This is a genomic window from Cocleimonas sp. KMM 6892 (genome assembly GCF_035798195.1).
Taxonomy (GTDB): Bacteria; Pseudomonadota; Gammaproteobacteria; order Thiotrichales; family Thiotrichaceae; genus Cocleimonas; species Cocleimonas flava.
This window is the reverse complement of sequence record NZ_JAPFBV010000002.1, coordinates 274,069-298,700: the sequence shown is the minus strand read 5'-3', so window position 1 is coordinate 298,700 and position 24,632 is coordinate 274,069. Positions and strand designations below refer to the sequence as shown.

Here is a 24,632-nt window from a genome sequence, read left to right as displayed (position 1 = left end):
ACGTTTAAAATACCGATGTACACAAAAATGAGATTATTCATCTCATTTAGTGAAAAAAATGATTGACTTAAATTAATGAGACGATTAATCTCAATTTTCTTAACACAGCTACACATTACTGTTACACAATACTATGTAACAGCTTTACTACAGAGGAGATCGAAATGGCTAAAATGACGCCAAGTGAAGCATTCGTAGAGACTATGGTCGCGAATGACGTAGACACCATATTTGGAATTATGGGTTCTGCATTTATGGATGCGATGGATATCTTCGCACCAGCAGGAATTAGTTTGATTCCGGTTGTACATGAGCAAGGTGCAACGCACATGGCTGATGGTTACTCTCGCGCTACAGGTAAGCACGGTGTAAGTATCGGACAAAATGGTCCTGGTATTTCTAACTCTGTAACAGCAGTTGCAGCAGCATACTGGGCACACACGCCTTTAGTAATGATTACTCCTGAAACAGGAACCATGGGTCAAGGCCTTGGTGGTTTCCAGGAAGCTAACCAGCTACCTATGTTTGAAGAGTTCACTAAGTACCAGGGTCACGTATGTCACCCGGCTCGTATGGCAGAATTCACGGCACGTTGTTTTGACCGTGCAATGTCTGAAATGGGTCCTACACAATTAAATATTCCACGTGATTATTTCTACGGTGAAATAGACGTTACGATTCCTAAGCCTATGCGTTTAGATCGTGGACCAGGTGGAACACACAGCCTTGATGAAGCAGCAGACTTGATTGCGGATGCTAAATTCCCAGTGATCATTTCTGGTGGTGGCGTTGTAATGGGTGATGCAGTTGAGCAATGTAAAGCGCTTGCAGAACGTTTGAATGCACCTGTTGTAAACAGCTACCTTCACAATGACTCATTCCCGGCAAGTCACCCTCTATGGTGTGGTCCACTAGGATATCAAGGTTCTAAAGCTTCAATGAAGCTGATCGCACAGGCTGACGTTGTTATCGCTTTAGGTTCACGTCTTGGTCCATTCGGTACATTGCCACAACACGGCATGGACTACTGGCCAACTGAAGCAAAGATCATCCAGATCGATGCTGATCACAAAATGCTTGGTCTAGTTAAAGACATTTCTGTTGGTATTTGCGGCGACGCAGGTGAAGCAGCAACAGCACTTGTTGACCGTTTAGAAGGTCGTGATCTAGTAAGTGACGCGAACAAAGATGAGCGTGTTGCAACAATGAACGCAGAGAAGACAGCTTGGGAAAAAGAACTAACTGAATGGGTTCATGAGAAAGATGATTTCTCTCAGGACATGGTTGAAGAAAACAAAGAGTTTGGTTACCCATCTCCACGTCAGGTATTACGCGCTCTTGAAAACGCAATGCCAGAAGACGTAATGGTTTCTACAGACATCGGTAACATCAACTCTGTAGCTAACAGCTACCTACGTTTTGAAAAGCCACGTTCTTTCTTCGCAGCAATGAGCTGGGGTAACTGTGGTTACGCATTCCCAACAATCATCGGTGCTAAGAAGGCTGCTCCACACCGTCCTGCAATCTCATACGCTGGTGACGGCGCATGGGCAATGAGCATGATGGAAACTATGACCTGTGTACGTCATGACATCCCTGTTACTGCTGTTGTATTCCACAACCGTCATTGGGGTGCAGAGAAGAAGAACCAGGTTGATTTCTACGGTCGTCGTTTCACAGCGGCTGAGCTAACAGATCAGGACTTCTCAGCAATCGCTAAAGCAATGGGTGCAGAAGCAATCACTGTTACTAAGCTTGAAGAAGTCGGACCAGCACTAGAAAAAGCTATCGACATGCAGATGAACGAAGGCAAGACGACTATCATCGAGATCTTCACAACTCGTGAATTAGGCGACCCGTTCCGTAAAGATGCATTGAGCAAGCCAGTACGTTACCTTGAGAAGTATAAAGATTACGTATAATCGTTAGATCGCTTAATGATTTAGGCTAATAAAAAGCCCGTTCAACGTTTGTTGGACGGGCTTTTTTTATGAGTAAAATATTCGTTGAATAAAAAAAGCCCTCAAAGGTGGGGGGTGCCATTTGAATAGATAGCACTGAATAAACGAGATTAAAAAGAGAACATTATTCGTTTGATAATGTATTCGCTTGATAATATCAGCTAACCACTTTTGCCCTATTCTCTCCCCAAATATTTAACAGGTTCGAACCGAAAACAATAATCGCACCAACAATCACCCAAGCATTGATAGCTTCGTTATAAAAGCTAGCGCCAATCAACGCGATAATGGGTAAACGCAAAAAATCTATCGGGGACACAAACATTACTGGAGCCAGTTTCAGTGCTGATGTTATACAGAAATGGGCAAATAAACCCGCACAGGCAACCAGCACAATCAAAGGTAAGGTCGCAAGACTTGGCATCGCAACATCGCCATCGTAAGCTGCACAGACGATCCCAAGCGCCAGTTGAATCGCCGTTAACCAAAACATGATGCAGCTAATACTTTCCGTTTTAGAAAGTAATTTGGTGCCAATATACGCACCTGCAAAGGCTACCGCACACAATGCAGCGGCTATTACTCCTGAACTTATTACAATACTTCCCGGCTGTGCAACGATGAGAATACCTACGAAACCGATAACAACGGTGAGTAAACGAATTTTGGTTAATCGTTCGGCGAGAAAAATGGGGGCTAATAAAGCGACCCATATTGGTGTACTAAATTCAAACGCGAAAACCTGTGCGAACGGAATGATGGCTACCGCATAAAACCAAAGATTCTGACCAATGAAATGACTCACGTTTCGAATAAAATGCAACCGAAAGCGTTTTCTTGTGATGGTCGATAGCGTGCCGGTAAATCTCGCAATAATGATTACGATGATTAAACCAATCATAGAGCGATACAACATGATTTCGAAGGTATCTAACTCAACGGCCATTTCCCTGCCAGCAATTGCCATCGACGTAAACGACATGACTGCACCCAGCATCCACAGCATTGCTTTGACAGAGTTTGATAATTTCATGTTGGATTCACCAATACCAAATCTTGTGAATGTCTAGATAAAATTATCGCGCCTAGTTTATAAATACCTGGCTTGATAATTACCAAGAGAAGTTTTGGATTTCGAGGTCTTGATTATTGATCATCACAACGCGTATAACTGCGTTTTTAACATCGATATGCCAGCTAGAACCAACACCAACACTGACTACCTTTTGTAATTCTGACCCATCTTTTTTAGATACCCAGAGGTCTGTTACCCGTTTTTCATTGTCTTTCAAACCAATCAGTAACTTATCTTTAGGTTGGCGCTCAGGGACTGACGCATTGTTTTTAATCACGGGATTATAAGCGACTTCTGCACCGTTGAATTGAATGCTATTACCCTGATAAGCCGATTCAAAATAAACAAACGAAATCATCCTGTCACTGCTCTTATCAAACAGTAATTTATGTGTTTCAGAACGAGGATCATAAATGGCTAAATTAGTCATTTTTCGTGATGATTTCTTACTGCTTAAAATCCCCTTGCCTTCAGCTACTGACACGATTGCCTTGTAGTAATAACCTGATACTGGGTCATAAGTATTTATTTCGTTATTAGCGTAATAATTTGCCTCAGCGGAGAATACGGTTAACAACAATACGAGTGGGAGGAAAGAGATTAAACGTTTCAATGAAATATCCTTATTTTGACTGACTCAAAGCAACTGTTGAATAACATTATAGTCAAATAATACTGCTTGAGGCACCCCCCTACTTACGGGCGTTTTTTTTACAGTATCTTCAAGACTAGCAATGAATGTTTATAAGATTATATGTAGGCACGATATCTAAAGCTTTATCAATTAGCTACTTCGGTACAGGCAATGCTCAAAGTTTATTGGAACGCATTAGGAATTATTTTCTAACCTGCCGTATATCAAGCCCAATGCGATACCAGTGAAAACAAACTGAAAAACCTGAAACATCAAGGTGTACATTAAATAAGGCAAAATAGGATCTATTTGAAATTTAGCGGCAATACCAAAACCTATCACCGAATATGCCATAGTGCCCATGAGTAAATTAAAGGTTACTGCCTGAGCCACAGGATGAGATCCTGATCGGTAAAAGTACGGATAAACATAAGCGATTACAATCGACTGAATCACCATAACAATGATACCCATCCAGACAATTGGATCAGCACGTGTATTTGCGCCTAGCGCTTCGTACAAATCTCGAAACAAAACGACGTTCCAGCCATACGCAATAATCAAAGTGATAATGACGTAGGAAATGACAAATAAGAGCAACTTTTTAAAATCAGTCTGCACGTTATTTCATCTCCTATTGACTGTCGTTAAAGAGTGTTGGCTATGGTGGTAGAGCCTGTATTTTTTACATTTAAAATGTGATCAAAATATAGTTTACACAAACCTTGTTACTAAAAAAAAGTAATGGAAATACTTAAGTGACACATTATTATTCTTTTCTCACATTTATAATAAATCATTACTCTAACAAGCATATCAAATATTAATGTGAATCTGATCTAGGTCACAAATAAATAAGCATTCACATTGAAACGCTGTAGAGTTTCACACATATTCGAAAGGTAAGTTGGGCAGAGGGGCAGAGAAACTAACAATTTGCAGTCTAAAAGCTAAATTCCTAGGTACGCTTTCTGCACATCAGGGTTAGACATCAAAGCATCCGCATTGTCACTCATGGTAATTTTACCATTTTCGATGACGTATGCTCTATCCGCTATATGCAGCGCCTGATTCGCATTTTGCTCAACCAGAAAAATAGTGGTGTTCTGCTCTTCGTTGATTTGCTTAATGATGTCAAAAATTTGCGCAATAATAATGGGCGCGAGTCCCATGGAAGGCTCGTCTAACAACAATAGTTTCGGACGTGACATCAGGGCACGTGAGATTGCGAGCATTTGTTGCTCTCCACCACTTAATGTTCCACCTGATTGACCTGACCTTTCTTTAAGAATAGGGAAAAGTGAAAAGACATAATCTAGGTCTTTTTTGATACCGTCTTTGTCATCTCTAAGGAAAGCACCCATATCAAGATTTTCACGCACGGTTAAATGCGGAAAAATATGGCGTCCCTCTGGCACCTGACATAAGCCCATCTTTACAATGTCTTCAGGTGGTTTGGTATTGATCAATTCACCCTGGTAAATGATTGAACCCTGACGCGGTGAAACAATATTACTAATCGACATCAACGTGGTTGATTTGCCGGCGCCATTAGCGCCGATCAAACTAATGATTTCACCTTCATTTATTTCAAGGCTAATACCCTTGAGCGCTTCAATATTACCGTAGTAACTGTGAACGTCTTGTAATTTAAGCATCAGCGCCTTCTCCCAGATAAGCTTTAATTACAGCAGGATTATTACGTACTTCCTGCGGAGTGCCTGTAGCAATCAAAGTGCCGTAATCCAGCACATAAATACGATGCGACAGATTCATTACCAATTTCATATCATGCTCTATCAATAAAATAGCCTGACCTTCTTGCTGCAGTCTTAAAATCAACGCTTCTAACTCTTGAGTCTCTTGCGGATTCATTCCGGCAGCAGGCTCATCCAAAAGAAGTAGCGAAGGTTCTGTGGCTAAGGCGCGCGCAATTTCCAGACGACGTTGCTCGCCATAAGATAAGTTACTCGCAAGTTCATTGGCTGAGCCTTCCAAACCAATTTTTTTCAGAATTGCGTAACTTGTCTCGACGGTTTGCTGCTCTTCCTCGCGGGTGAATTTAGTTCTAAAAGCCGCACCAAAAATAAATGATTTAGTTCGGCAGTGACGACCAATCATGACGTTTTCCAGAACACTCATGCTTTGAAACAAACGAATGTTTTGAAAGGTTCTCGCCATTCCTTTAATCGTAACCTGATTGGGCTTTAGACCATTCAATCGAATATTCTTGGCTTTCGGTGTATTGAGCAATACATCGCCAGACGTTGGCTTATAAATACCTGTAACGCAGTTAAAGAAGGTTGTTTTCCCCGCGCCGTTAGGTCCAATCAATGCAACGATTTCACCGCTGCTAATTTGTAAGTCGACATCGGTTAGCGCATGAATTCCACCAAAGCGCATACTAAGTTTTTTTACATCGAGAATGAGACTCATGACTTCCCTGCCTGTGTAGTATCTACACGTTTCTTAGCAGTCTTTGATTCAGGGTCGTACTGAATATGCTTGCGCACATTCGAAATAATACCTTGTGGTCGATAGATCATCACCATCACCATAATTGCACCAAAAGCTAACATTCGATAATCAGATAATGCACGTAGATATTCTGGCAACAGAATCAAGACAAAGGCGCCAACAATAACACCGACAATCGAACCCATTCCGCCAATCACCACAATCGCCAAGATGATTGCTGATTCTAAAAAGGTAAAACTAGCGGGATTGATAAAGGTCGTTTTCGCCGCAAAGATAACGCCAACCATACCCGCCCATGTTGCGCCTAAAGCAAACGCAGTCAGCTTGGTTTTGGTTTTATCGATTCCCATTGCCTGACAAGCAATCTCATCTTCTCTCAATGCTATCCAGGCTCGGCCTAAACGCGAATTCTGTAGGCGATTAACAAAGAATATAGTGAAAAGCACCAAAGCAATCATTATATAGAACATATAGTTGATGGATTGATTGAGGGTTAATTCCATTCCAAACAAACCCGGACGATCTATATTAGAAATACCACTGGGCCCCTGCGAGAACTCATTCCAGTTTTCCAATACCAATCGAATAATCTCACCAAAACCTAAAGTAACGATGGCCAAATAATCACCGCGTAAACGCAGTACAGGGAAACCTAAAATAATCCCGAATAAAGCCGCCAGAATTGCGCCAATCGGCAATACTATCCAGAAGCCTAAATCAAAATGTGTATTCAATAAGGCGTAACTGTATGCACCCACTGCGTAGAAGGCAACAAAGCCAAGATCCAACAGACCAGCCATGCCCACCACAATATTTAAGCCCAAACCCAACACCACATACATCAGTGCTGTTGTCATAATATTCGTCTGGTAAGGAGAAAAAATCAGCGGAAAAATTAATGCGAATACACAAGCTGCAAATGCAATCGGATACAGGTATTTAGGCTCGTTAAATATTCTTTCCAGAAACCCGATTTGAGGCTCGGTCACCAACGCTGCTCTTTCCTTGCGCTTGGTATTCTGGTCCAAGAAAAATTTACTCAATAAGGAAACCAGAAAAGTACCGATCGCAACGTACAACATATTCTGCCAGCGATATTCTACAGTCTTTTCTAAGGCATCAACTTTTATCACTAACAGTGGAAAAGTGAGAAAAACAAACCAAAGCGCAACCTTTAATGATCGCGTGATTTCTGTGATCAATTTGATGTCTTTATCGTTTTGTGCATTATCGTTAATCATACTTTTTGCACTTCCGCCTTACCGAGTAAACCTGATGGCTTAAAAATAAGGATTAAGACTAAAAGGGAAAATGCGAATACATCTTCATAATCACTAGAGACGTAACCGGTCGCAAAACTCTCGGTTAATCCCAGGATAAAACCACCTAAAACTGCACCAGGTATTGAACCGATGCCACCTAAAACAGCGGCGGTAAATGCTTTGATACCGGCGATGAAACCGATGTAAAAATTGATCTGGCCGATATGAGAGGCAATCAACAAACCACCCAATGCCGCCAGTGCAGAACCAATAATAAATGTCACCGAAATAACCTGATCGACATTAATACCGATGAGTTTTGCCATGGTGCGGTCCTGAGCGGTTGCACGCATCGCTTTACCGGTACGGGATTTTTTGATGAATAAGGTCAGAAGTAACATGATGACTATGGTACTGACAATTATCACCATGTCCGTGGTTCCAACGATATGCGCAATCGGCTCCATGAATTCAAAATCGGGGATCAATTCCGGGAATGCTAAAAAATCAGAGGTTTGTGCGAGCAAAACATAATTCTGAAGGAAAATAGACATACCGATTGCGCTGATTAATGGTGACAAACGCGGTGCGTGTCTTATCGGTTTATAGGCGACTTTCTCAATGGTATATCCATAGGCACTGGACCAGATTGCAGCAGCTAAACCCGCTAGAACAATAATCGCCAATACCGGAAAACCATAAATACCCAATACCGTGGCTATAACATAAGCGGTGAACGCACCGATCATATAAATTTCACCATGGGCAAAGTTAATCAGGCCAATGATTCCATATACCATGGTATAACCCAATGCGATCAATGCATATATTGAACCGCGGGTTAAACCACTAAAAAATAATTCTATAAAATATTCCATGTGCTCACACTAAAAAACCTAGAGCGATAAAACCGCCCTAGGTTTATTTTTTACTTCATTAATTTTCTAAAGTTATTAATATCGTCATTCGCAATTAAATTGCTCTAACTTATTTAACTTCAGTGAATTTGCCATCAACAACTTGATACATTGAGAAGCCGACACCCGTTGCATCGCCTTTCTCATCAAACTTGATGTCTCCTACCGGAGTTGAGATTTCGTTTTCATGAAGTGCTTTGGCAATTTTGTCAGAGTCAGTTGAATCTGCTTTATCAATCGCATTCAAGATCGCTAAAGCCGCCGCATAAGCATTTTCATAGAAAGCACCCGGATCTTTTCCGAACTCTTTCTTGTGTGCTTCGTTAGCTGCTTTTGCAACAGGGTTGCTTGAATTGTCGTTAGGACCGGCAGCATAAACGCCATCTGCGTACTTACCTGCTACTTTGATAAACGTATCATCCTTAACACCATCATCAGAGATAAATGGCGTCTTCATACGCTTTTTACGCATTTGCGTTACAATCTTAGACGCCTCTGGGTGATAACCACCGTAGATAACCGCATCAGCACCTGAACGCTTAATTTTTTGCACAACCGCAGAGTAATCAACCGCTCCAGGCGTTACACCTTCGAACAATACAACTTCACCATCTTTCGCTTCTTCTAAGAATTTTTTCGCGAAATCAGCAAAACCTTTACCATAATCACCTTTATCGTGAATCACTGCGATTTTCTTCAGACCCAGATTTTGCAGAGTAAAATCTACTGCTTTCTTAGCCTGAGCATCATCCGATGCAATAGTACGGTAGAAATTTGGGTATTCGCCGCTCTGCGTTAAACCAGGACTGGTAGCAGATGGAGAGATTACAATGATATTTGCACTTTTATAGATCGGCAATGCTGCTTTTGTTGCGCCAGAACAGATATGCCCTAGTACCGCGTGAACACCTTCAGAGACTAATTTAGTCGCGGTATTCGTTGAAATTTCTGGCTTACACACATCGTCTTCAACCAGTAACTCGACCATCTTGCCATCGATGCCGCCTTTAGCATTGATTTCTTTTACTACAAGCTCAGCCGCTTTAGTCGTTGGAATACCATAAGATGCTAAATCGCCACTGTGTGGTCCGGCAACACCTAATTTAATAGTGTCAGCGCTAACTAAACCAGTCGCCCCAAAGGCAAGTCCTAGTAATGTAGCAGCAACAGTTTTGTGTAATGATTTTTTCATTATTGTATCCTTCGGTTATATAAAAGTATCATCTCCTGAGAATAGGAAAATATGGCAGAAAACACCACCAAGAAATATGATAAAGAATAAATATTTTGATGTGAATCACAAAAATAACTTTTCTATTCTTAATTCACTGAAAATCAAATAAACAATCTAATTGAAGAAATTGCAAAGCCACCCCCCTACTTTGAGGCGCTTTTTTCATTTAATTGTTTAAAAACGTCAAGAGAATTTATACACCGCTAGCCAGTTATTAGGTTGTCTTTTAGTAAGCCGACTAAAAAAAGCCCTGTAAGTAGGGGGGTGCCATTTTGAAATTTAAGCTATCAGTTTTAAGCTTATCCGCCACAATAACTACTCTTTACTAGCCAGCTGACATAGAGACTAGCGTATTTCACGTTTATAACTAAATTGATCTGCGCGACCTCGTGTTGTTCTTACCTCAACTATTTTACTCCCGCTGGTAAATGTAGATCGATTCAAAACCACCACTGGAGAATCTATCTTCATATTCAGCTTCTCAGCGGTGTGTTTATCACAAGCTTCAGCGGTTAATGTTTCTTCCGCACGCACAATGGGAATTTTATAATGATCGACAATTAACGCGTAAAACAGGTCCGGGATGTGTGTTTCTTCTTTTTCCAGATCGGGCACCAACTCGGCAATCCACCAGGAGTTTTCGATAAACGTGGGGGTGTTATCAATGGAGCCAATTCGTTCTATGAAGAGTAATTCGGTACCCTCTGCTACTTCTAGTTTCTCGCAAATTTCTTTGGGGCCTTTGCCCAACCAGCGATCGGTTGTCGATTTTCTAATTCTTACTTCGTGACCTGCAGCATCAGCGTAAGAGAAAAACCGAAACAAACTATTGTTAAAATCGATACTTGAAACAAAAGTACCTTTGCCTTGATGTCGATACAACAAACCTTGCCAGACTAAGTTATCCAGAGCTTTTTTAACGGTGCCGATACTCACATCTAATTCCTTAGACAGACGCGGTTCGGACAGGATTAGATCACCAGGCGTGAGTTCACCCTGTTCTATTTGATGCTTAATATGTTCTTCTACTTTTTGATAAAGAGGCTGCACTTGCCTGTGATTAGCGCTTTCATCGATGTTTGGATTTTTAGTCATTTGTATGTGTGTTTTGGTTTTTTAATAATAAATATTTGACAGTTAAAGAGAGTACTACTATCTTAATACCACTAACTCATATATATGAGCTGTATGACCTTCAGATAACCTTAACTATAGTTCAAGTCATCTGATATTTCTACTTACAACAATAATACAAAAAAAGACAAAAGCTTTAAGAGGAGCAAAGTGGAATTCTTAAATTATTTCGGTAATGTATTTACCGTATACCATATGTCTTTACTGATAGGTGGCACCCTTGCAGGTTTAATTCTTGGTGCTTTACCCGGTTTAAGCCCTACCATGGCTGTCGCTTTGATGATTCCATTTACTTTCCATATGGAACCGGCGGCAGGTCTTATTTTATTAGGTGCAATGTATACCGCAACCGTCGCTGGTGGAGCCATTAGTGCGATCTTAGTTAATGTGCCCGGAGCACCCGCTAATATTGCCACCGCATTAGACGGACATAAACTGGCGGGGCAAGGACGGGCTGCTGAAGCACTCTTCTATTGTTTTACCAGTTCATTTGTTGGTGGAATAATTGGCATTATCATCCTGATATTTTTCACTCCCCCACTTGCAAAGCTTGCGCTTAAATTTGGACCTACAGAGTTATTCTGGATTGCAATTCTGGGGATAACAATCATCGGCACAATTGGCAGTAAATCGGTCGTCATGGGGTTGCTCTCAGGCATCATCGGTATTGCGCTTTCTACCATTGGTGCGAATCCAATGCTCGGTGAAGATCGTTTCGTATACAACGAACACCTTGAAAGTGGCATTCATATTGTCGCTGCGTTGATTGGTTTATTTGCCATTCCTCAAGTATTAAATCTTATCGAGAAATCCCGAGATGCCAAAGATGCCGCCATCCACGATTTGGGTGAATCCAATGTATTAAAGGCTGTTCTATACAACCTCACTCGCATCAAAGCGCTGTCTATTGGTTCAATTATTGGGGTGATTGTCGGCGTTATACCCGGAGCTGGTGGACAAATTGCGGGCCTAGTTGCTTATGATCAGGCGAAGAAACTCAGTAAAAATCCTGACAAATTCGGCAAAGGTGAACCCGATGGTGTTATCGCGGCAGAATCTGCAAACAATGCGATGGTAGGCCCTTCACTCGTGCCTTTACTGACGCTTAGTATTCCTGGTAGCCCAACCGCCGCGGTGTTACTCGGTGGATTATTGATACATGGTTTATTTCCTGGCCCGACCTTATTCACAGAACACGCTGAAGTCACCTGGACTTTTATTAATTCGTTACTTGTTGCACAAGTCTTCATGTTAATCATTGGGCTAATACTCAGCAGGCACAGTGGCTGGATTATGAAAGTCCCTGCTCACTTTATGGCGGCGACCATATTTATCTTAGCGGTATTTGGTACTTACAGTATTCAATCTAGTTATTCAGATGTATTGATAATGGCTACTCTTGGTGTGTTTATGTACTTTGGTAGCAAGCTTGGTTTTAGTCCTGCACCTGTTGTTTTAGGCATTATTCTTGGGCCCATCGCAGAGGACAATTTCTTACAAGGAAAATTGATTGGAGAAGCCAGTGATGGTGTCTTTAATTACTTCACTTCTGGTGTGTTGAATATCACGATGATCACGCTTGTGATTCTATCAATTGGATACAGCGCTTATTCAGAAGCAAAAATGAACAAATTAAAGCAGAAGATATTGGCCGATAAAGAACGACAGAGCAAAGAAAGAAATAACAGTAACACGCAGAAAGACAATAACACTCAAGGAGCAGTTTGATGATTTGGTTTAAATCTAAAGAACATATAGCCGCACTTGTAACAGCTGGTATCGCTACACTTGCGCTAATTACATCTTTTTATAAAACAGATGCTGAAGTCTATTTATTTCCTAGAATTGCAGCAGTCATTATTACTTTATTAGCCGTTACGCTGATTATTAAAGTCATTAAGAATACGGCAAAAACGGTCAATTTCTCTGACAGTTTACCTAAGCTTATCAAGTGGAAAACACTGCTACCCGGCTTGGCTGTGGGTTTTATCTATCTATTTTTATTAGAAGTTGTCGGTTTCTATGTCACCTCATTTTTCGCTTATTTCGCAATCTGTGTGATTTACGGCAGATGCGATATGACAAATCGTAAGCGAGGAATTTTTAAACTTGTTGTTTCAACAATTTTCATGATAGTGCTGTTTTTACTGTTCTGGAATCTCTTGCATGTACGAACACCAACAGGATGGTTGATATAACTATTCCAAGAAAAAAATAAAAAGACATGGAGTCATTTTACACATGCGCAAATATCCTAAGGAGGAATTACGATGTATCAACGAACAAAGACGTGCCAACTAACAAAGATGTGCCAACGAATAAAAGTGTACCAACGAACTAAAAAACACCAAAGGAAAAGTAAATTCACCAAGCTAGGCATCATGCTAGGCACCAGCCTGTTAACCATAGCTGCTACCACAAATAGCTATGCAGAAGGTTACCCAGAACGCCCGATTGGGGTGATGGTGGCGTATAACCCGGGGGGTGCTACTGACTTTCAGGCACGTATTGCCACGTTAGCATCCGCAAAGATGAAAGACGACAAACCTATTTCAATAGGCCAACCGATCTATGTCACTAATAAACCAGGCGCTGGTGGCCGAAAAGGCTGGAACTGGTTTGCAGATAAAGCGCCCAAAGATGGTTATATGATGGCGGCGTATAACGTGCCTCACTTTATTGCTCAATCGATTGTCTATGACACTAAATACAACATCAACAATCTGGAACCTGTAGGAAACTGGGGTGCTGACCCAGCAGTACTTATCGTGGGTAAAGACAGCCCATTCAATACTGTTGCAGATTTAGTTGCTTTCGCAAAAGAGAATCCCGGAAAAATCACCGTAAGTGGTGCGGGTAAATTTGTAGGACATCATATCGCGCATTTACAACTCGCAAAAGCAGCCGGAATAGATATTAAATACGTACCGGGAAAAGGCGGTGTTGGCGCGATGAAACTGGTAAAAGGCGGACAGGTTAAAGCCGGGTTTAATAACCTATCGGATGCCGCACGCGCTTCTGATGACATCAAAATCCTCGCGGTTGCTGATCTCGAAAGACATTCATTTTTACCCGATGTTTCTACACTTAAAGAGTCTGGTATTGATGTTGATAATTCGAGTGTAAACTTCCGTGGTTTGATGGTTCCTAAAGGAACACCTCAGGATGTTATCGATTATTTAGCCAAATCAGTCCCTGTCATGTTTGAAGACTCAAAGACTATCGGAAAAATGAAGCAAACTAATTCTCCGGTAAAAATAATGAGCCGCGATGAAGTCGTCGCCATGTGGGCAGAAAGACAGACTGCACTCTCTGCATTACTTGAAGGTTTGAAATAACTTTTATTACACGTTAGGCCGATGGATACACAGTATTCATCGGTCACCATTTTTTTAAAATTCATTGAAAGAACGACATAGTCTATGAACACTGAAAGACAACACTCGACATCGAATAACGTTACAGAACTCGTTAACAGAGCCCGCAAAGCTCAACTTATCTATGAGCAGTATACTCAGGAACAAGTTGACGAAGTTGTTACAGCCTTGGGCTGGAGCATTATGAACCCGGAAAACAATAAGACGCTGGCGATGATGTCAGTTGCTGATACTGGGCTTGGAAATATTGAAGATAAAATCATTAAAAATCATCGTAAAACACTCGGGCTGTTACGTGATTTACAAGGCGTTAAAACAGTCGGTGTCGTCTCTGAAAATATCGAAAAGGGTATTGTTAAAATAGCTCGACCTGTGGGCGTAGTAGGAGCCATTGTGCCCTCAACAAATCCTGCTGCGACACCTGCCAATAAAACCATTAATGCACTAAAGTGTCGAAACGCGATGATACTTGCGCCTTCTCCCAAAGGTGCCAGTAGCTGTGCCAAATTAGTTGAATTCATGCATACTGAACTGGAACGTATCGGCGCACCAAAAGATTTGGTTCAGCACTTACCCTTTCCAATCAACAAAGCAGATACTCAGCAACTAATGAAAGAAGTTGATCTGGTGGTTGCTACCGGATCACAAAACAATATGCGCGATGCTTATGCCAGCGGCACCCCAGCTTTTGGTGTTGGCGCGGGAAATGTCGTTTCCATAGTCGATGAAACAGCCAACCTGGATTCAGCCGCGCAAAAAATTGTCGCATCGAAAGCATTTGATAATGCCACCAGTTGTTCATCTGAAAATCAACTCGTTATCGTAGATGCTGTTTACGACCAAATGATTGAAGCATTAGCCAAACAACATGCCATCATGCTGAGTGACAGTGAACGAGATAAAGTATGCAAAAAATTATGGCAAAACGGCTATTTGAATCAGGCAGTAATCGCCAAAAAAGCCAACGAAATAGCCCAGATGTGTGAGCTCGATTCACCCAATCAGGAAAATGCAAAAGTACTGTGCGTCGCTGCAACCGGAATTGGAGAAGATCACCCTCTTTCGGGAGAAAAACTTTCCCCCGTTCTAACGGTTTACCGTGCCAGTGATTTTAACGACGCCAAAAACATTACCAATCACATTCTGGATTTTCAGGGTAAAGGGCATTCAATCAGCATTCATTCGAACAATGATAAACGTATATTTGACCTTGGTCTAAACATGCCAGCTTGTCGAATTATCGTTAATCAGGCACATTGTTTTGCCACCGGCGGAAGTTTTGACAATGGCATGCCCTTTTCTCTCTCGATGGGTTGCGGCACATGGGGCAATAACAATATGTCAGACAATATGAATTATAAATACTATTTAAATACGACGCGTATTGTCCGGACTATTCCTGTTAATCAACCGTCTCTTGATAGTGTATTCGGTGATTACTGGAAGGCGCATAACATCTCACCTTTGGCCGCAGAGTAGAGGTTTAATTTATGCCAACCAGATTACAGACCGTTAAAAAAATCATTGACCAAGGTGCGAAACAACATCCTGATAGACCTTTTCTTATCGCCACTGAAGGAGTAGATGAATACCTGACCTGGTCACAGCTACAAACTCACGCCCAGGAAATTGATGCCCTTCTGGATGATGAGGGCATCGAATTGGGTGAGACCGTAGCTTTCCTACTTGATAATGGTTACTGGACGACGATCTTATTCCTGGGGGTAATGTATAGCGGCCGCGTCATTCTTGCACTAAATGCACTAAGTGGCCCAGATGCATTGGCCTATGTAACAGAACATTCTGACGCGAAGTTAATTTTCACCAATGAAAAATTTACGAGCAAGTTTAGTGATGTTTTTTCACAAATACCCGATTCAACCAAAATTATAGATACTGATGAAACCACAGGTCCTGTTGTCGAATTCCCTGAGATAAATACTTCCAAAACTGAAAATAAAATCTGCCCTGATAGCATAGCCATTTTGATGTATACATCAGGCACGACAGGCAAGCCCAAAGGCGTCTTGCTCTCACACAAAAATGTTATTGCAGGCGGGCGTAATACCGCCGTTGCACATCAATTGACGGCTGAAGATATCAGTCTCTGTGTTTTACCCTTGTACCACATCAATGCACAAATGGTTTCTGTGATGGGAACCTTAGTCAGTGACAGCAAATTGGTGATTTCAGATAAATTCAGTACTCGACGTTTCTGGCAAGACATTCACCATCATCGGTGTACCTGGTTCAGTATAGTGCCGACCATTATCTCCTATCTGATTGATCACGATGGAGAAGGCACCAGCGATAAAATGATGCTGGATATAAAACGTCAGGTACGCTTTGGGCGATCCGCATCAGCTGCGCTTTCACCGTCAAAACACCAGCAATTCGAAAAACGTTTTGGCATTCATATCATCGAAACCATGGGACTCACTGAAACAGCTGCACAGATTTTATCAAACCCTATGCCTCCTAAGAGCATTAAATACGGCTCACCGGGCACTGCGTTTGGTAATCAGGCAAAAATAATCAAAGACGATGGTAGTGAAGCACCTACTGGCACCATCGGGGAACTGATGATTAAAGGTGATAATGTGATGCAGGGTTATTACAAAAACCCCGAAGTCACCAAAGAAACAATCACTGAAGATGGATGGCTACACACTGGGGATCTTGCTTATGAAGATGAAGATGGTTTTTTCTTCATCACAGGACGTCTCAAAGAGCTCATCATTAAAGGAGGCGAGAATATAGCGCCTCGGGAAATTGATGATATTTTATATGGTCATCCTGCTGTGCTGGAAGCCGCCGCATTCGGTATCGAAGACGAACACTATGGTCAGGAAGTAATGGCATCTGTGGCGTTATGTCCGGGCATGACAGTGAATCAGGAAGAGCTTTTAGAACTTTGTATAGAAAAACTGGGAAAATACAAATCACCCAAACAGATCACTATTATGGATGAATTACCCAAGGGACCTTCTGGAAAAATTCAACGATTAAAGTTAAGCGCTTAGCGGTGTCTAATTTCAGGAATTATTCGTATTAAAAAATAAAATGGCACCCCCCTACTTCTAGGCCTTTTTTTTGATTAAAATACTAAAAATATACCATTCAAAGAACACAAAGCATCTAAACCGGCTAACTAATAAGCGATAAAAACCCCATGAATCCTGACTTTATAACACTTGCACAACAATCACCTAAACGCATTGTACTTCCTGAAAGTAGTGACGATCGTATTCTTCAGGCTGCTGTAGCAGCTGACCAACAAGGTATCGCCAAGATCACTTTACTTGGTGACCCCGCGGTAATAAACACTCAACTAGAAAAATTGAACTTGAGTTTAGGGAATATCACTATCGTTCATCCCGAGACCAGTGACAATAATTACGCTACGAATCTGTTTAAGCTACGTGAAAAGAAAGGCATGACTCAGACACAAGCCGATAAAATAAGTCTTCAGCCTTTGTATTTTGGAGACTTAATGGTCCAAGCTGGCGATGCCGACGCCTGTGTTGCGGGTGTGATAAATTCAACCGGAAATGTAATTCGTGCAGCACTGCATGTTTTGGGTACTGAAACGCCAACCACGCGATTATCTAGCTTTTTTATTATGTTGTTAGAAGCGCCATTAGAAAGCCCGGTATTATTTGCCGATTGCGCGATTAATATAGACCCGGACGCAGAAATACTGGCAGACATCGCCATTCAAAGTGCCAAGAATGCAAAAAAATTACTTGGCATGGACCCTAAAATTGCAATGCTGTCTTTCTCAACAAATGGCAGTGCAAAGCATATCTCAGTGGATAAAGTCCGAGAAGCGACCGATCTAGTCAAAGAACAGGCTCCAGAGCTAAATATCATTGGAGAAATTCAGCTAGATGCTGCTATGTCTAAACGTGTATTGGCGACGAAATGGCCCGATTCTGATTTTCAGGCACCTGCCAATATTTTTGTCTTCCCGTCATTAGAAGCGGGCAATATCGGCTATAAAATTGCAGAACGCTTTGGCAACGCCACAGCGGTTGGACCTATCCTCCAAGGCTTGGCAAAACCAGTGAATGATTTATCTCGTGGAGCCGATGTAGAAGCGATCATTAATACGATTGCGGTAACCTGTTTGCAGTGCGAATAAATAACCTAAATGCACTTAGGCTAAATCAAACACGTAAGTACATTTAATCGTTAACTACTCATAAAAACACATCGAAGATTCCATGCAGAGCCTTCGATGTGTTTTTAGACCTTAGAAAAATGAACAAAGCCACCCCCCTACTTTGAGGCACTTTTTTTTATACTTACATAAAAAGAAAGCTATCAAATCACGACTTTTCTCAGCAGAAATAAAAGCAGACTAATTACTCCTGAAACGATACTACTAATAACACTTAGCAATAATTCAGTTGTTCTTTTTAAAACCTTGACCGTTCTTAACGCCCCTTTTCCAACGAGTTTCATCATCCCTTTGGTTTGACTGCCATATTTCAGTGTGACTTTTTCCAAATGACGCAGATCATCGGTAGTCTCAACGTATTTAAGTAAATGCAGCGTATCTACTGCGGAACTGGATTTACGAATCGTATTCACCTGTACCGCAACTTTTTTAAGTGGCTGGATCGCATCTGGGTGATAAGCGCGTTTGGCAGCGCGCTGTATATTATTTAAACTGTTATCTTGTTTGACTAAACGGGTAAACGCAGGCCAATCGAATATCTTTCTGCCAAGTTTCAGCAGTTGCTTCTGAAAGCCTTTACTAATTCTTTGTGTTTTAACAGCCAGCTTCATCATGGAAGCACCCGTTTTAGCGGGAGCAGCAGTCCCCATAGAACCAATAGTTAAAGCGGTTAAACCAATTCCGGTACCCGACAAAATAACAATCAGCTCATTCACGTCTTTTCCTGCCAGATACTTATTTGTTTCTTTCTTCAAATCCCTGACGTCACCCACGACTGTAAAATCTGCACTGACAGCTCCGGCAATGCCTGCAATATTAGAACCATCACCTTTAAGAAACCCATCAATGAAGTTTGAGGTGTTATTAACGATGCGTTTAACCTGAGTGTCTTGCTCTGCTAATTGTTGTTCATACTTAGAAAAAGCTAGTGGATAGTTATGTTTTTTGGCAATTTCAAGATACATGCGCACATCATCAAAGTCTGAACGAATAAATGCCGCTTCAATTTCAGATTCAACTGCTTCCTGACTTACCGACTTTTTTAATTGCTTAGAAAGATCGACTAGAACATCTTGATAGTTCCAGTATTGAGTGACTTGATACAAACTAAATGCGAATGCACTGAGAGATAGAATAAATAAACCAAGTCTAAATTTTGTTTTAAAGGTGTGCCACTTAAGCATCTTTTTGCAGCGCTATCCATTTCCCTTTGATTAAACCTTCGATAGGCTGGTAACGCGTTTTATAATTCATTTTACGGCAATCTTTTATCCAGAAACCAGGATAAACATATTCAAGCTGTTGCTGTTTAGCATATTCAATTTGCCATAACACGGCGTAAACACCTAAACCGCGCTTATTCCCTTCTTCAGGATCGAAAAACGTATACACCGCAGATAAACCGGATTTAACGACATCTGTAACGGCCACACCAATAAGATTTTTATTGCCCGACTCATCTTCAGAGTAAAACTCATAAAAATCGATATCACACCAATCAGCCAACAGGAATTTTTCAACCCCTTCGTAATCCTGACTTTCGTGACGACTTTCCAGATAGCGTTGGTATAGCGCTAAGTATTCCTCACGAAATCCAGCAGTGTTTATTTCAACACTCAGATCACTGTTTAACTTCCAGTTACGTCTCTGACTTTTGCTTCTAGTAAAGTCAGCTACTGGTATTCTGGTTGTTACACACTCTTCGCAAGTATGACAATACGGACGGTAGACTTGTTCGCCACTGCGTCTAAAGCCATTTTGAATTAAGTAATCGTAGACATGCGGTGTCATTTCGTAATCGGGATCGACTACTGCGTTTCTTGCAATAAGACCTGGTAGATATGAACACGGGTGCATACCTGTAGGAAATATTTTGAGTGGCTGATCAAGTTTCATTGTGAAAGATTATTAACCCATCTAAAGAAAAACATTATAAATGACTCTAATTGCAAGCCCCCTGAGTACATGCTGCATTCTTCAATGCTGTCGCATCAAGTATCTGAATACTACCCTTTTCCTCCTTAATGAAACCTTTACGTTTCCAGTCGGAAAAGAATCGACTCACCGTTTCGATAGTTAATCCTAACAGAGAACCAATTTCACTTCGAGACAAGTGTAGCTTAGACCATTCAGAAGCGGGTGCGCTATCTAAAGCATCAACAGAAAAGGACAAATTTTGATCAGAAAGACTCAAGCGCATGATAAAACTAGCTAATTTTTCAGAAGCTTTTTTAGCGCCAAGCTCTAACAACATATCTTCGGACTGACGAATATTTTTGATTAGACGCGCAACCATGGATTGATCAATTTCAGGCGTAGATTTGCGCAACACGGCTAATTCAGCCATGGGCAAGCGACATACTTCGCAATCTGTGAGCGCTATCGCAGTATTGTTATAACTTTCATTGGCAAAACCATCAAAGCCAAACAAATCACCAGCAACCAGAATACGCACGATTTGTGTACGTCCATCCGGCAAGCTCTTAGTGACTTTAATCAGGCCTTTTCTCAACGTGTATGCGCTCTCCGAGCTATCATCAAATTGGCGAAACAATGTTTCTCCAGATTCGAACGTCAAAACGGAAGTATGAAAGTCCTGAATGGTGGCTTCTAAAGACTCTTCCGGTAACTCAGAGAAGATACTTTGGTGACGAACTGGACACGTATAACAATGACCTTTGCATTTAACATGTGACACTAATTTTTACCTTATTTATATCACCACAGACAAACCTAAATCTGTTAGACAGTGAGTTGATTTTTTGATTATTGGTTTCATTTTACTGAAAAAAATATAATTTCGATATATTATTGCTATTGTCAAACGATGGGGCTCGTTTGACAAATATCCAGACAATATAATTATAAGGGCTAAGCCAATGAAATTAGGGGCAAAATTTTTAGCATTAGTTGCGTGCTATTTCCTTACAACCAGTAATGGTTTTTCTCAAGGTAGTTCGACTGTACACGATATTAAGCGTGTCGCATTCTCTTTAAATTTAGTCGATGCCGCACTTGAACGTCTAAAACACAGAGTTAGATACGACGGACGTTATGTGGCAATACCTTTTCCCTGGGGTGATGTGCCTAAAAATATTGGCGTGTGTACCGATGTCGTGGTTCGTGCATATAGGAAATTAGGTATCGATTTACAAGAACGCGTTTTTCACGATATGCGTCAAAGCTTCTCCCAATATCCTAACTTACCAAAATGGAATCGAGTCCAAGCCGATCCGAATATAGACCACCGCAGAGTGCTTAACTTACGTGTTTTCTTTGCGCGTAACGGCTCGGCATTACCGATTACAAATAGAGCTAACGATTACTTACCCGGCGATTTAGTCACATGGGACATCATGCCTGGCATGCCGCATATCGGTATCGTCACCAATAAAGTGAGCTACGATAAAAAAAGACCCTTAATTGTTCACAACATAGGTAAAGGTCCAAAACTCGAAGATGTGCTGTTTACTATGAAGATTACCGGTCACTATCGCTACCAGCCTGATTTATAAGTTTTTTTCCCTCTTATCAATTTAACTGAACATCTGTTCAGCTTTGGTTAATTGATTAAATGATATATAGACTCTATACCAATAAATAACTAAATTCCGGGGTCATTATGAGGATAACGTTGCGTAAGCATCCTCTTATAAAATCATTACTTTTCATTTTTATAATGGGAATGTGTAGCCTTACACCAATTTCAGCTCAGGCTGAAGTTATTAGCATTCCGATCAAAAGGACTATTCCTACTCAACCCATCACAAAGCTAGAGGTTATAGCGATGGTTAAAACTATTTTAAATGGTCGTGTGCTTTCTATTAAGAAGCAATCCAGTTACACCAACCCTGATTGTCATCATGTGAAATTTCTTGAAGATCAGGGTGAATTCCAGATGATTAAACTCGGTTGTTACGTAGAAACCATTGCACAGACAGAAAAATAAATATTAAGCCTATAAAAATAATTATGTGCTGTAATTTACTGTGTATAATGACCCTCAAAGTTATTTTTTTTCGTTGCTAATTACTTGATAATTAGACAAAAGAATAACTATCAGAAGATCATAAAATACAGAAACAAATGGGGTTATTATGAGAGTACTGGTTGTCGAAGATGATGCAGATATTCGTGAACAACTCATCGACACATTGCAAGGGGAAGGCTATGTGGTTGATGCAGCAGCGGAAGGTTCTCAAGGTTTATATTACGCACTAGAATACCCAATTGATATCGCGATCGTAGACTTGGGTCTTCCTGAAGTTAGTGGATTGGATATCATCAAACAATTACGTGATGCCGGAAAAGATTACCCAGTAATTATTCTTACCGCACGTACACGCTGGCAAAACCGCGTAGAAGGCTTAGAGGCCGGTGCCGATGATTATGTCGATAAGCCATTCCATCACGAAGAATTATTAGCACGCATGCGCGCCCTACTTCGCCGCACTGGCAGATGGTCTCAGGCTGAATTTTCTTGCGGTCCAATTCGCTTGAATACATCTGAGCAACGCGTTTTAGTTCATGACGAAGAAATTTCTCTGACTGCTTATGAATACAAAGTCATAGAGCACCTGATGATGCATGCAGGTGAAGTCATCTCAAAAACCGATTTAACAGAAAGCATGTATGACGATGAGTCAGACAGAGACAGTAATGTTATTGAAGTATTTATTCGTCGCTTAAGAATGAAACTTGACCCTGATGGATCAATCAATCCAATCGAGACATTACGTGGTCGCGGCTACCGCTTCACACTCACTCGCAACAATAACTAATACACAACAAGACAGACTTACATGAGTTCTCTTCGTAGCCGGCAATTCCTAAGTGCCCTAGCCATTATATTCCTGGGCATTCTGCTTTTAGGAAGTGTTTTATATTATGTCACACAACATAAGATGCTTAAGGACGAAGAGTCTTCATTAAGTGAAGCTGGCCTTGAATTAATGGGCTTCATGGATTTCCATGACGGTAAATTCGTTATTGATAACAGCTCTAAAAACGATTTCCTTGCTTTCTTGACTAGAAATAATTTCAGCAAATTAAGCTCGGAAAAGTTTGCCTATATACAACACACTGAGACCGGAAATATTGTCTGGCACAGCCAATACCCTTTCAATGACATCAGCGCAGGCCGTTTCGCCAAAGATAAACGAAAAGTTTTCACCACTTTCTTATTGAATATGCCCGCAGAAGTTGAAGGGGTAGATATTCTCAACCCGGAAGATACGCAAGGCAGAAACGTCTCCAAGCTTGACGGCGCAGAAAACTACATTGTTTATGCACGTGGATTCAATTACAAACCAAACGGGGCCTATCAGCTTATTTTAGCCAAATCTGCTGAAACCTTACAAAAAGGTCACGATGAAATTATTCGTAATATTTTATTGCTCTTCCTTATAACTACTATTCTGGTTTTAATCTCGCAGCTTGTCAGTAGCTATCTGGTAATCACACCAATTAGAAAGTTTGAACAAGAGATCAACAAGATTGAGTCTGGTGAACAGCAACTTATAAGCAAAGAATACCCTACTGAGTTATCAGCAGTAAAAAGTGCGGTAAACGCATTAATAAACGCAGAAAAAGGCCAGAAACAACGCTACCGCGACGCACTTGATGATCTTGCCCACAGCCTTAAAACACCACTCTCAGTTCTTCAAAGCTCCGCAGAGAAAAGTCACAATGACACTATTCGTACCCAGGTTGAACGCATGGATGACATTATTGCCTATCAACTTAGGCGTGCAGTTGTTAATGAGCACGGTGGTACCATCATCAAACAACAAGCTGTCAGACCAGTGCTCTACCGATTAAAAGAGTCTTTAATCAAGGTATACCGAGACAAACCTTTTGAATTTGTTATCAATGTAGATGATTTCTCAAAATGCCGCATGGAAGAAGACGACATGATGGAGGTTTTTGGCAACCTCGCGAATAACGCCTGCCGCTTCTGTGAAAAAATTGTTGAGATAACGGGCACACAGAACGGTGACACATTGATTATTGATATCGATGATGATGGCCTTGGCTTTCCCGACAAAAACCCTTCTGAGCTATTACAGCGCGGAATTCGAGCAGATAGCCAATCAGAAGGACAAGGCATTGGCTTAGCTGTAAGTACTGAAATAGTCGAAGCCATTGGCGGTAAGATAGAATTACTGATATCGCCCTATGTAGGCGCCAGAGTCAGATTACATTTACCCATGTAAAGCAAATGCAGTTATGTACAACACTGCATCAGATCAGTCCTAAACCCACCATTCCATCATTTTTATTATCACTCTATTCTAATCGTGACTAGAGCTTCATAAGCCCCAACTAAAAGCGAATACTAACCATATTGATTAGGCCTGTTATTGTCAGATTTTAAT

23 protein-coding genes are annotated in these 24,632 nt (G+C 41.2%); 11 read left to right on the top strand and 12 right to left on the bottom strand.

Annotation, left to right across the window (positions count from 1 at the left end; all coding sequences use genetic code 11):
* Nucleotides 1–164: 164 nt before the first annotated feature.
* Nucleotides 165–1,922, top strand: a complete 1,758-nt coding sequence (gene xsc / locus OO007_RS06975; RefSeq protein ID WP_325808258.1) for a sulfoacetaldehyde acetyltransferase — start codon at nt 165–167, stop codon at nt 1,920–1,922.
* A gap of 196 nt (nt 1,923–2,118) precedes the next feature.
* Here the strand turns inward: xsc and OO007_RS06970 are convergent, their stop codons facing one another.
* The 9 genes from OO007_RS06970 to OO007_RS06930 form a co-directional block, all read right to left on the bottom strand.
* Nucleotides 2,119–2,994: a DMT family transporter gene (locus OO007_RS06970; RefSeq protein ID WP_325808257.1), complete on the bottom strand. Its 876-nt coding sequence runs from the start codon at nt 2,992–2,994 to the stop codon at nt 2,119–2,121.
* Nucleotides 2,995–3,073: 79 nt separating this feature from the next.
* Nucleotides 3,074–3,649 (bottom strand): hypothetical protein, encoded by a 576-nt coding sequence (locus tag OO007_RS06965; RefSeq protein ID WP_325808256.1) that lies wholly within the window; start codon nt 3,647–3,649, stop codon nt 3,074–3,076.
* Between the two features lie 216 nt (nt 3,650–3,865).
* Complete coding sequence (locus OO007_RS06960) at nt 3,866–4,291, bottom strand: hypothetical protein (protein WP_325808255.1); 426 nt, start codon at nt 4,289–4,291, stop codon at nt 3,866–3,868.
* 329 nt (nt 4,292–4,620) lie between these two features.
* A complete protein-coding gene (locus tag OO007_RS06955; RefSeq protein ID WP_325808254.1) occupies nt 4,621–5,328 on the bottom strand; it encodes an ABC transporter ATP-binding protein in 708 nt (235 codons plus the stop codon).
* Nucleotides 5,321–6,106, bottom strand: a complete 786-nt coding sequence (locus OO007_RS06950) for an ABC transporter ATP-binding protein (RefSeq protein WP_325808253.1) — start codon at nt 6,104–6,106, stop codon at nt 5,321–5,323. Before OO007_RS06950 ends, OO007_RS06955 begins: the two co-directional genes overlap by 8 nt.
* Nucleotides 6,103–7,389: an ABC transporter permease subunit gene (locus OO007_RS06945; protein ID WP_325808252.1), complete on the bottom strand. Its 1,287-nt coding sequence runs from the start codon at nt 7,387–7,389 to the stop codon at nt 6,103–6,105. The genes OO007_RS06950 and OO007_RS06945 overlap by 4 nt, the downstream gene beginning before the upstream one ends.
* A complete protein-coding gene (locus OO007_RS06940) occupies nt 7,386–8,288 on the bottom strand; it encodes a branched-chain amino acid ABC transporter permease (RefSeq protein WP_299881666.1) in 903 nt (300 codons plus the stop codon). The genes OO007_RS06945 and OO007_RS06940 overlap by 4 nt, the downstream gene beginning before the upstream one ends.
* 109 nt (nt 8,289–8,397) lie before the next feature.
* On the bottom strand, nt 8,398–9,519 hold the full coding sequence (locus tag OO007_RS06935) for a branched-chain amino acid ABC transporter substrate-binding protein (RefSeq protein WP_325808251.1): 1,122 nt from the start codon (nt 9,517–9,519) through the stop codon (nt 8,398–8,400).
* Between the two features lie 387 nt (nt 9,520–9,906).
* Complete coding sequence (locus OO007_RS06930) at nt 9,907–10,656, bottom strand: GntR family transcriptional regulator (RefSeq protein ID WP_131905477.1); 750 nt, start codon at nt 10,654–10,656, stop codon at nt 9,907–9,909.
* A 189-nt stretch (nt 10,657–10,845) separates the two neighbouring features.
* On the opposite strand from OO007_RS06930, the gene OO007_RS06925 reads away from it, so the two are divergent.
* From OO007_RS06925 to pta, 6 genes are all read left to right on the top strand, one after another.
* Nucleotides 10,846–12,423 carry a tripartite tricarboxylate transporter permease gene (locus OO007_RS06925; RefSeq protein WP_325808250.1) on the top strand — a complete coding sequence of 526 codons (1,578 nt, stop codon included), beginning with the start codon at nt 10,846–10,848 and terminating at the stop codon, nt 12,421–12,423.
* The gene (locus tag OO007_RS06920; RefSeq protein ID WP_325808249.1) at nt 12,423–12,893 is read left to right on the top strand and encodes a tripartite tricarboxylate transporter TctB family protein; all 471 of its coding nucleotides are present in this window, start codon (nt 12,423–12,425) and stop codon (nt 12,891–12,893) included. Before OO007_RS06925 ends, OO007_RS06920 begins: the two co-directional genes overlap by 1 nt.
* Nucleotides 12,894–13,019: 126 nt before the next feature.
* Nucleotides 13,020–14,033 carry a Bug family tripartite tricarboxylate transporter substrate binding protein gene (locus OO007_RS06915; protein ID WP_325808248.1) on the top strand — a complete coding sequence of 338 codons (1,014 nt, stop codon included), beginning with the start codon at nt 13,020–13,022 and terminating at the stop codon, nt 14,031–14,033.
* Between the two features lie 84 nt (nt 14,034–14,117).
* Nucleotides 14,118–15,551: an acylating sulfoacetaldehyde dehydrogenase gene (gene sauS / locus OO007_RS06910; RefSeq protein ID WP_325808247.1), complete on the top strand. Its 1,434-nt coding sequence runs from the start codon at nt 14,118–14,120 to the stop codon at nt 15,549–15,551.
* Between the two features lie 11 nt (nt 15,552–15,562).
* Nucleotides 15,563–17,095: an AMP-binding protein gene (locus OO007_RS06905; RefSeq protein ID WP_325808246.1), complete on the top strand. Its 1,533-nt coding sequence runs from the start codon at nt 15,563–15,565 to the stop codon at nt 17,093–17,095.
* 149 nt (nt 17,096–17,244) lie between these two features.
* Nucleotides 17,245–18,216: a phosphate acetyltransferase gene (gene pta, locus OO007_RS06900; RefSeq protein WP_325808245.1), complete on the top strand. Its 972-nt coding sequence runs from the start codon at nt 17,245–17,247 to the stop codon at nt 18,214–18,216.
* Nucleotides 18,217–18,398: 182 nt separating this feature from the next.
* Here the strand turns inward: pta and OO007_RS06895 are convergent, their stop codons facing one another.
* Genes OO007_RS06895 through OO007_RS06885 form a run of 3 tightly spaced genes read right to left on the bottom strand, consistent with a single transcriptional unit; the run spans nt 18,399 to nt 20,953 of the window.
* Nucleotides 18,399–19,439: a hypothetical protein gene (locus OO007_RS06895; RefSeq protein WP_325808244.1), complete on the bottom strand. Its 1,041-nt coding sequence runs from the start codon at nt 19,437–19,439 to the stop codon at nt 18,399–18,401.
* On the bottom strand, nt 19,432–20,151 hold the full coding sequence (locus tag OO007_RS06890; protein ID WP_325808243.1) for an arginyltransferase: 720 nt from the start codon (nt 20,149–20,151) through the stop codon (nt 19,432–19,434). The genes OO007_RS06895 and OO007_RS06890 overlap by 8 nt, the downstream gene beginning before the upstream one ends.
* 46 nt (nt 20,152–20,197) lie before the next feature.
* Nucleotides 20,198–20,953 (bottom strand): Crp/Fnr family transcriptional regulator, encoded by a 756-nt coding sequence (locus OO007_RS06885; protein WP_131905483.1) that lies wholly within the window; start codon nt 20,951–20,953, stop codon nt 20,198–20,200.
* Between the two features lie 181 nt (nt 20,954–21,134).
* Here OO007_RS06885 and OO007_RS06880 point away from each other — a divergent pair, with 181 nt between their 5' ends.
* From OO007_RS06880 to OO007_RS06865, 4 genes are all read left to right on the top strand, one after another.
* A complete protein-coding gene (locus OO007_RS06880) occupies nt 21,135–21,770 on the top strand; it encodes a DUF1287 domain-containing protein (RefSeq protein ID WP_131905484.1) in 636 nt (211 codons plus the stop codon).
* 170 nt (nt 21,771–21,940) lie between these two features.
* A complete protein-coding gene (locus OO007_RS06875; protein ID WP_325808242.1) occupies nt 21,941–22,204 on the top strand; it encodes a hypothetical protein in 264 nt (87 codons plus the stop codon).
* A gap of 148 nt (nt 22,205–22,352) precedes the next feature.
* On the top strand, nt 22,353–23,036 hold the full coding sequence (locus OO007_RS06870; protein ID WP_131905486.1) for a response regulator transcription factor: 684 nt from the start codon (nt 22,353–22,355) through the stop codon (nt 23,034–23,036).
* A gap of 21 nt (nt 23,037–23,057) precedes the next feature.
* Nucleotides 23,058–24,470, top strand: a complete 1,413-nt coding sequence (locus OO007_RS06865; protein ID WP_131905487.1) for an ATP-binding protein — start codon at nt 23,058–23,060, stop codon at nt 24,468–24,470.
* Nucleotides 24,471–24,632 lie beyond the last annotated feature (162 nt).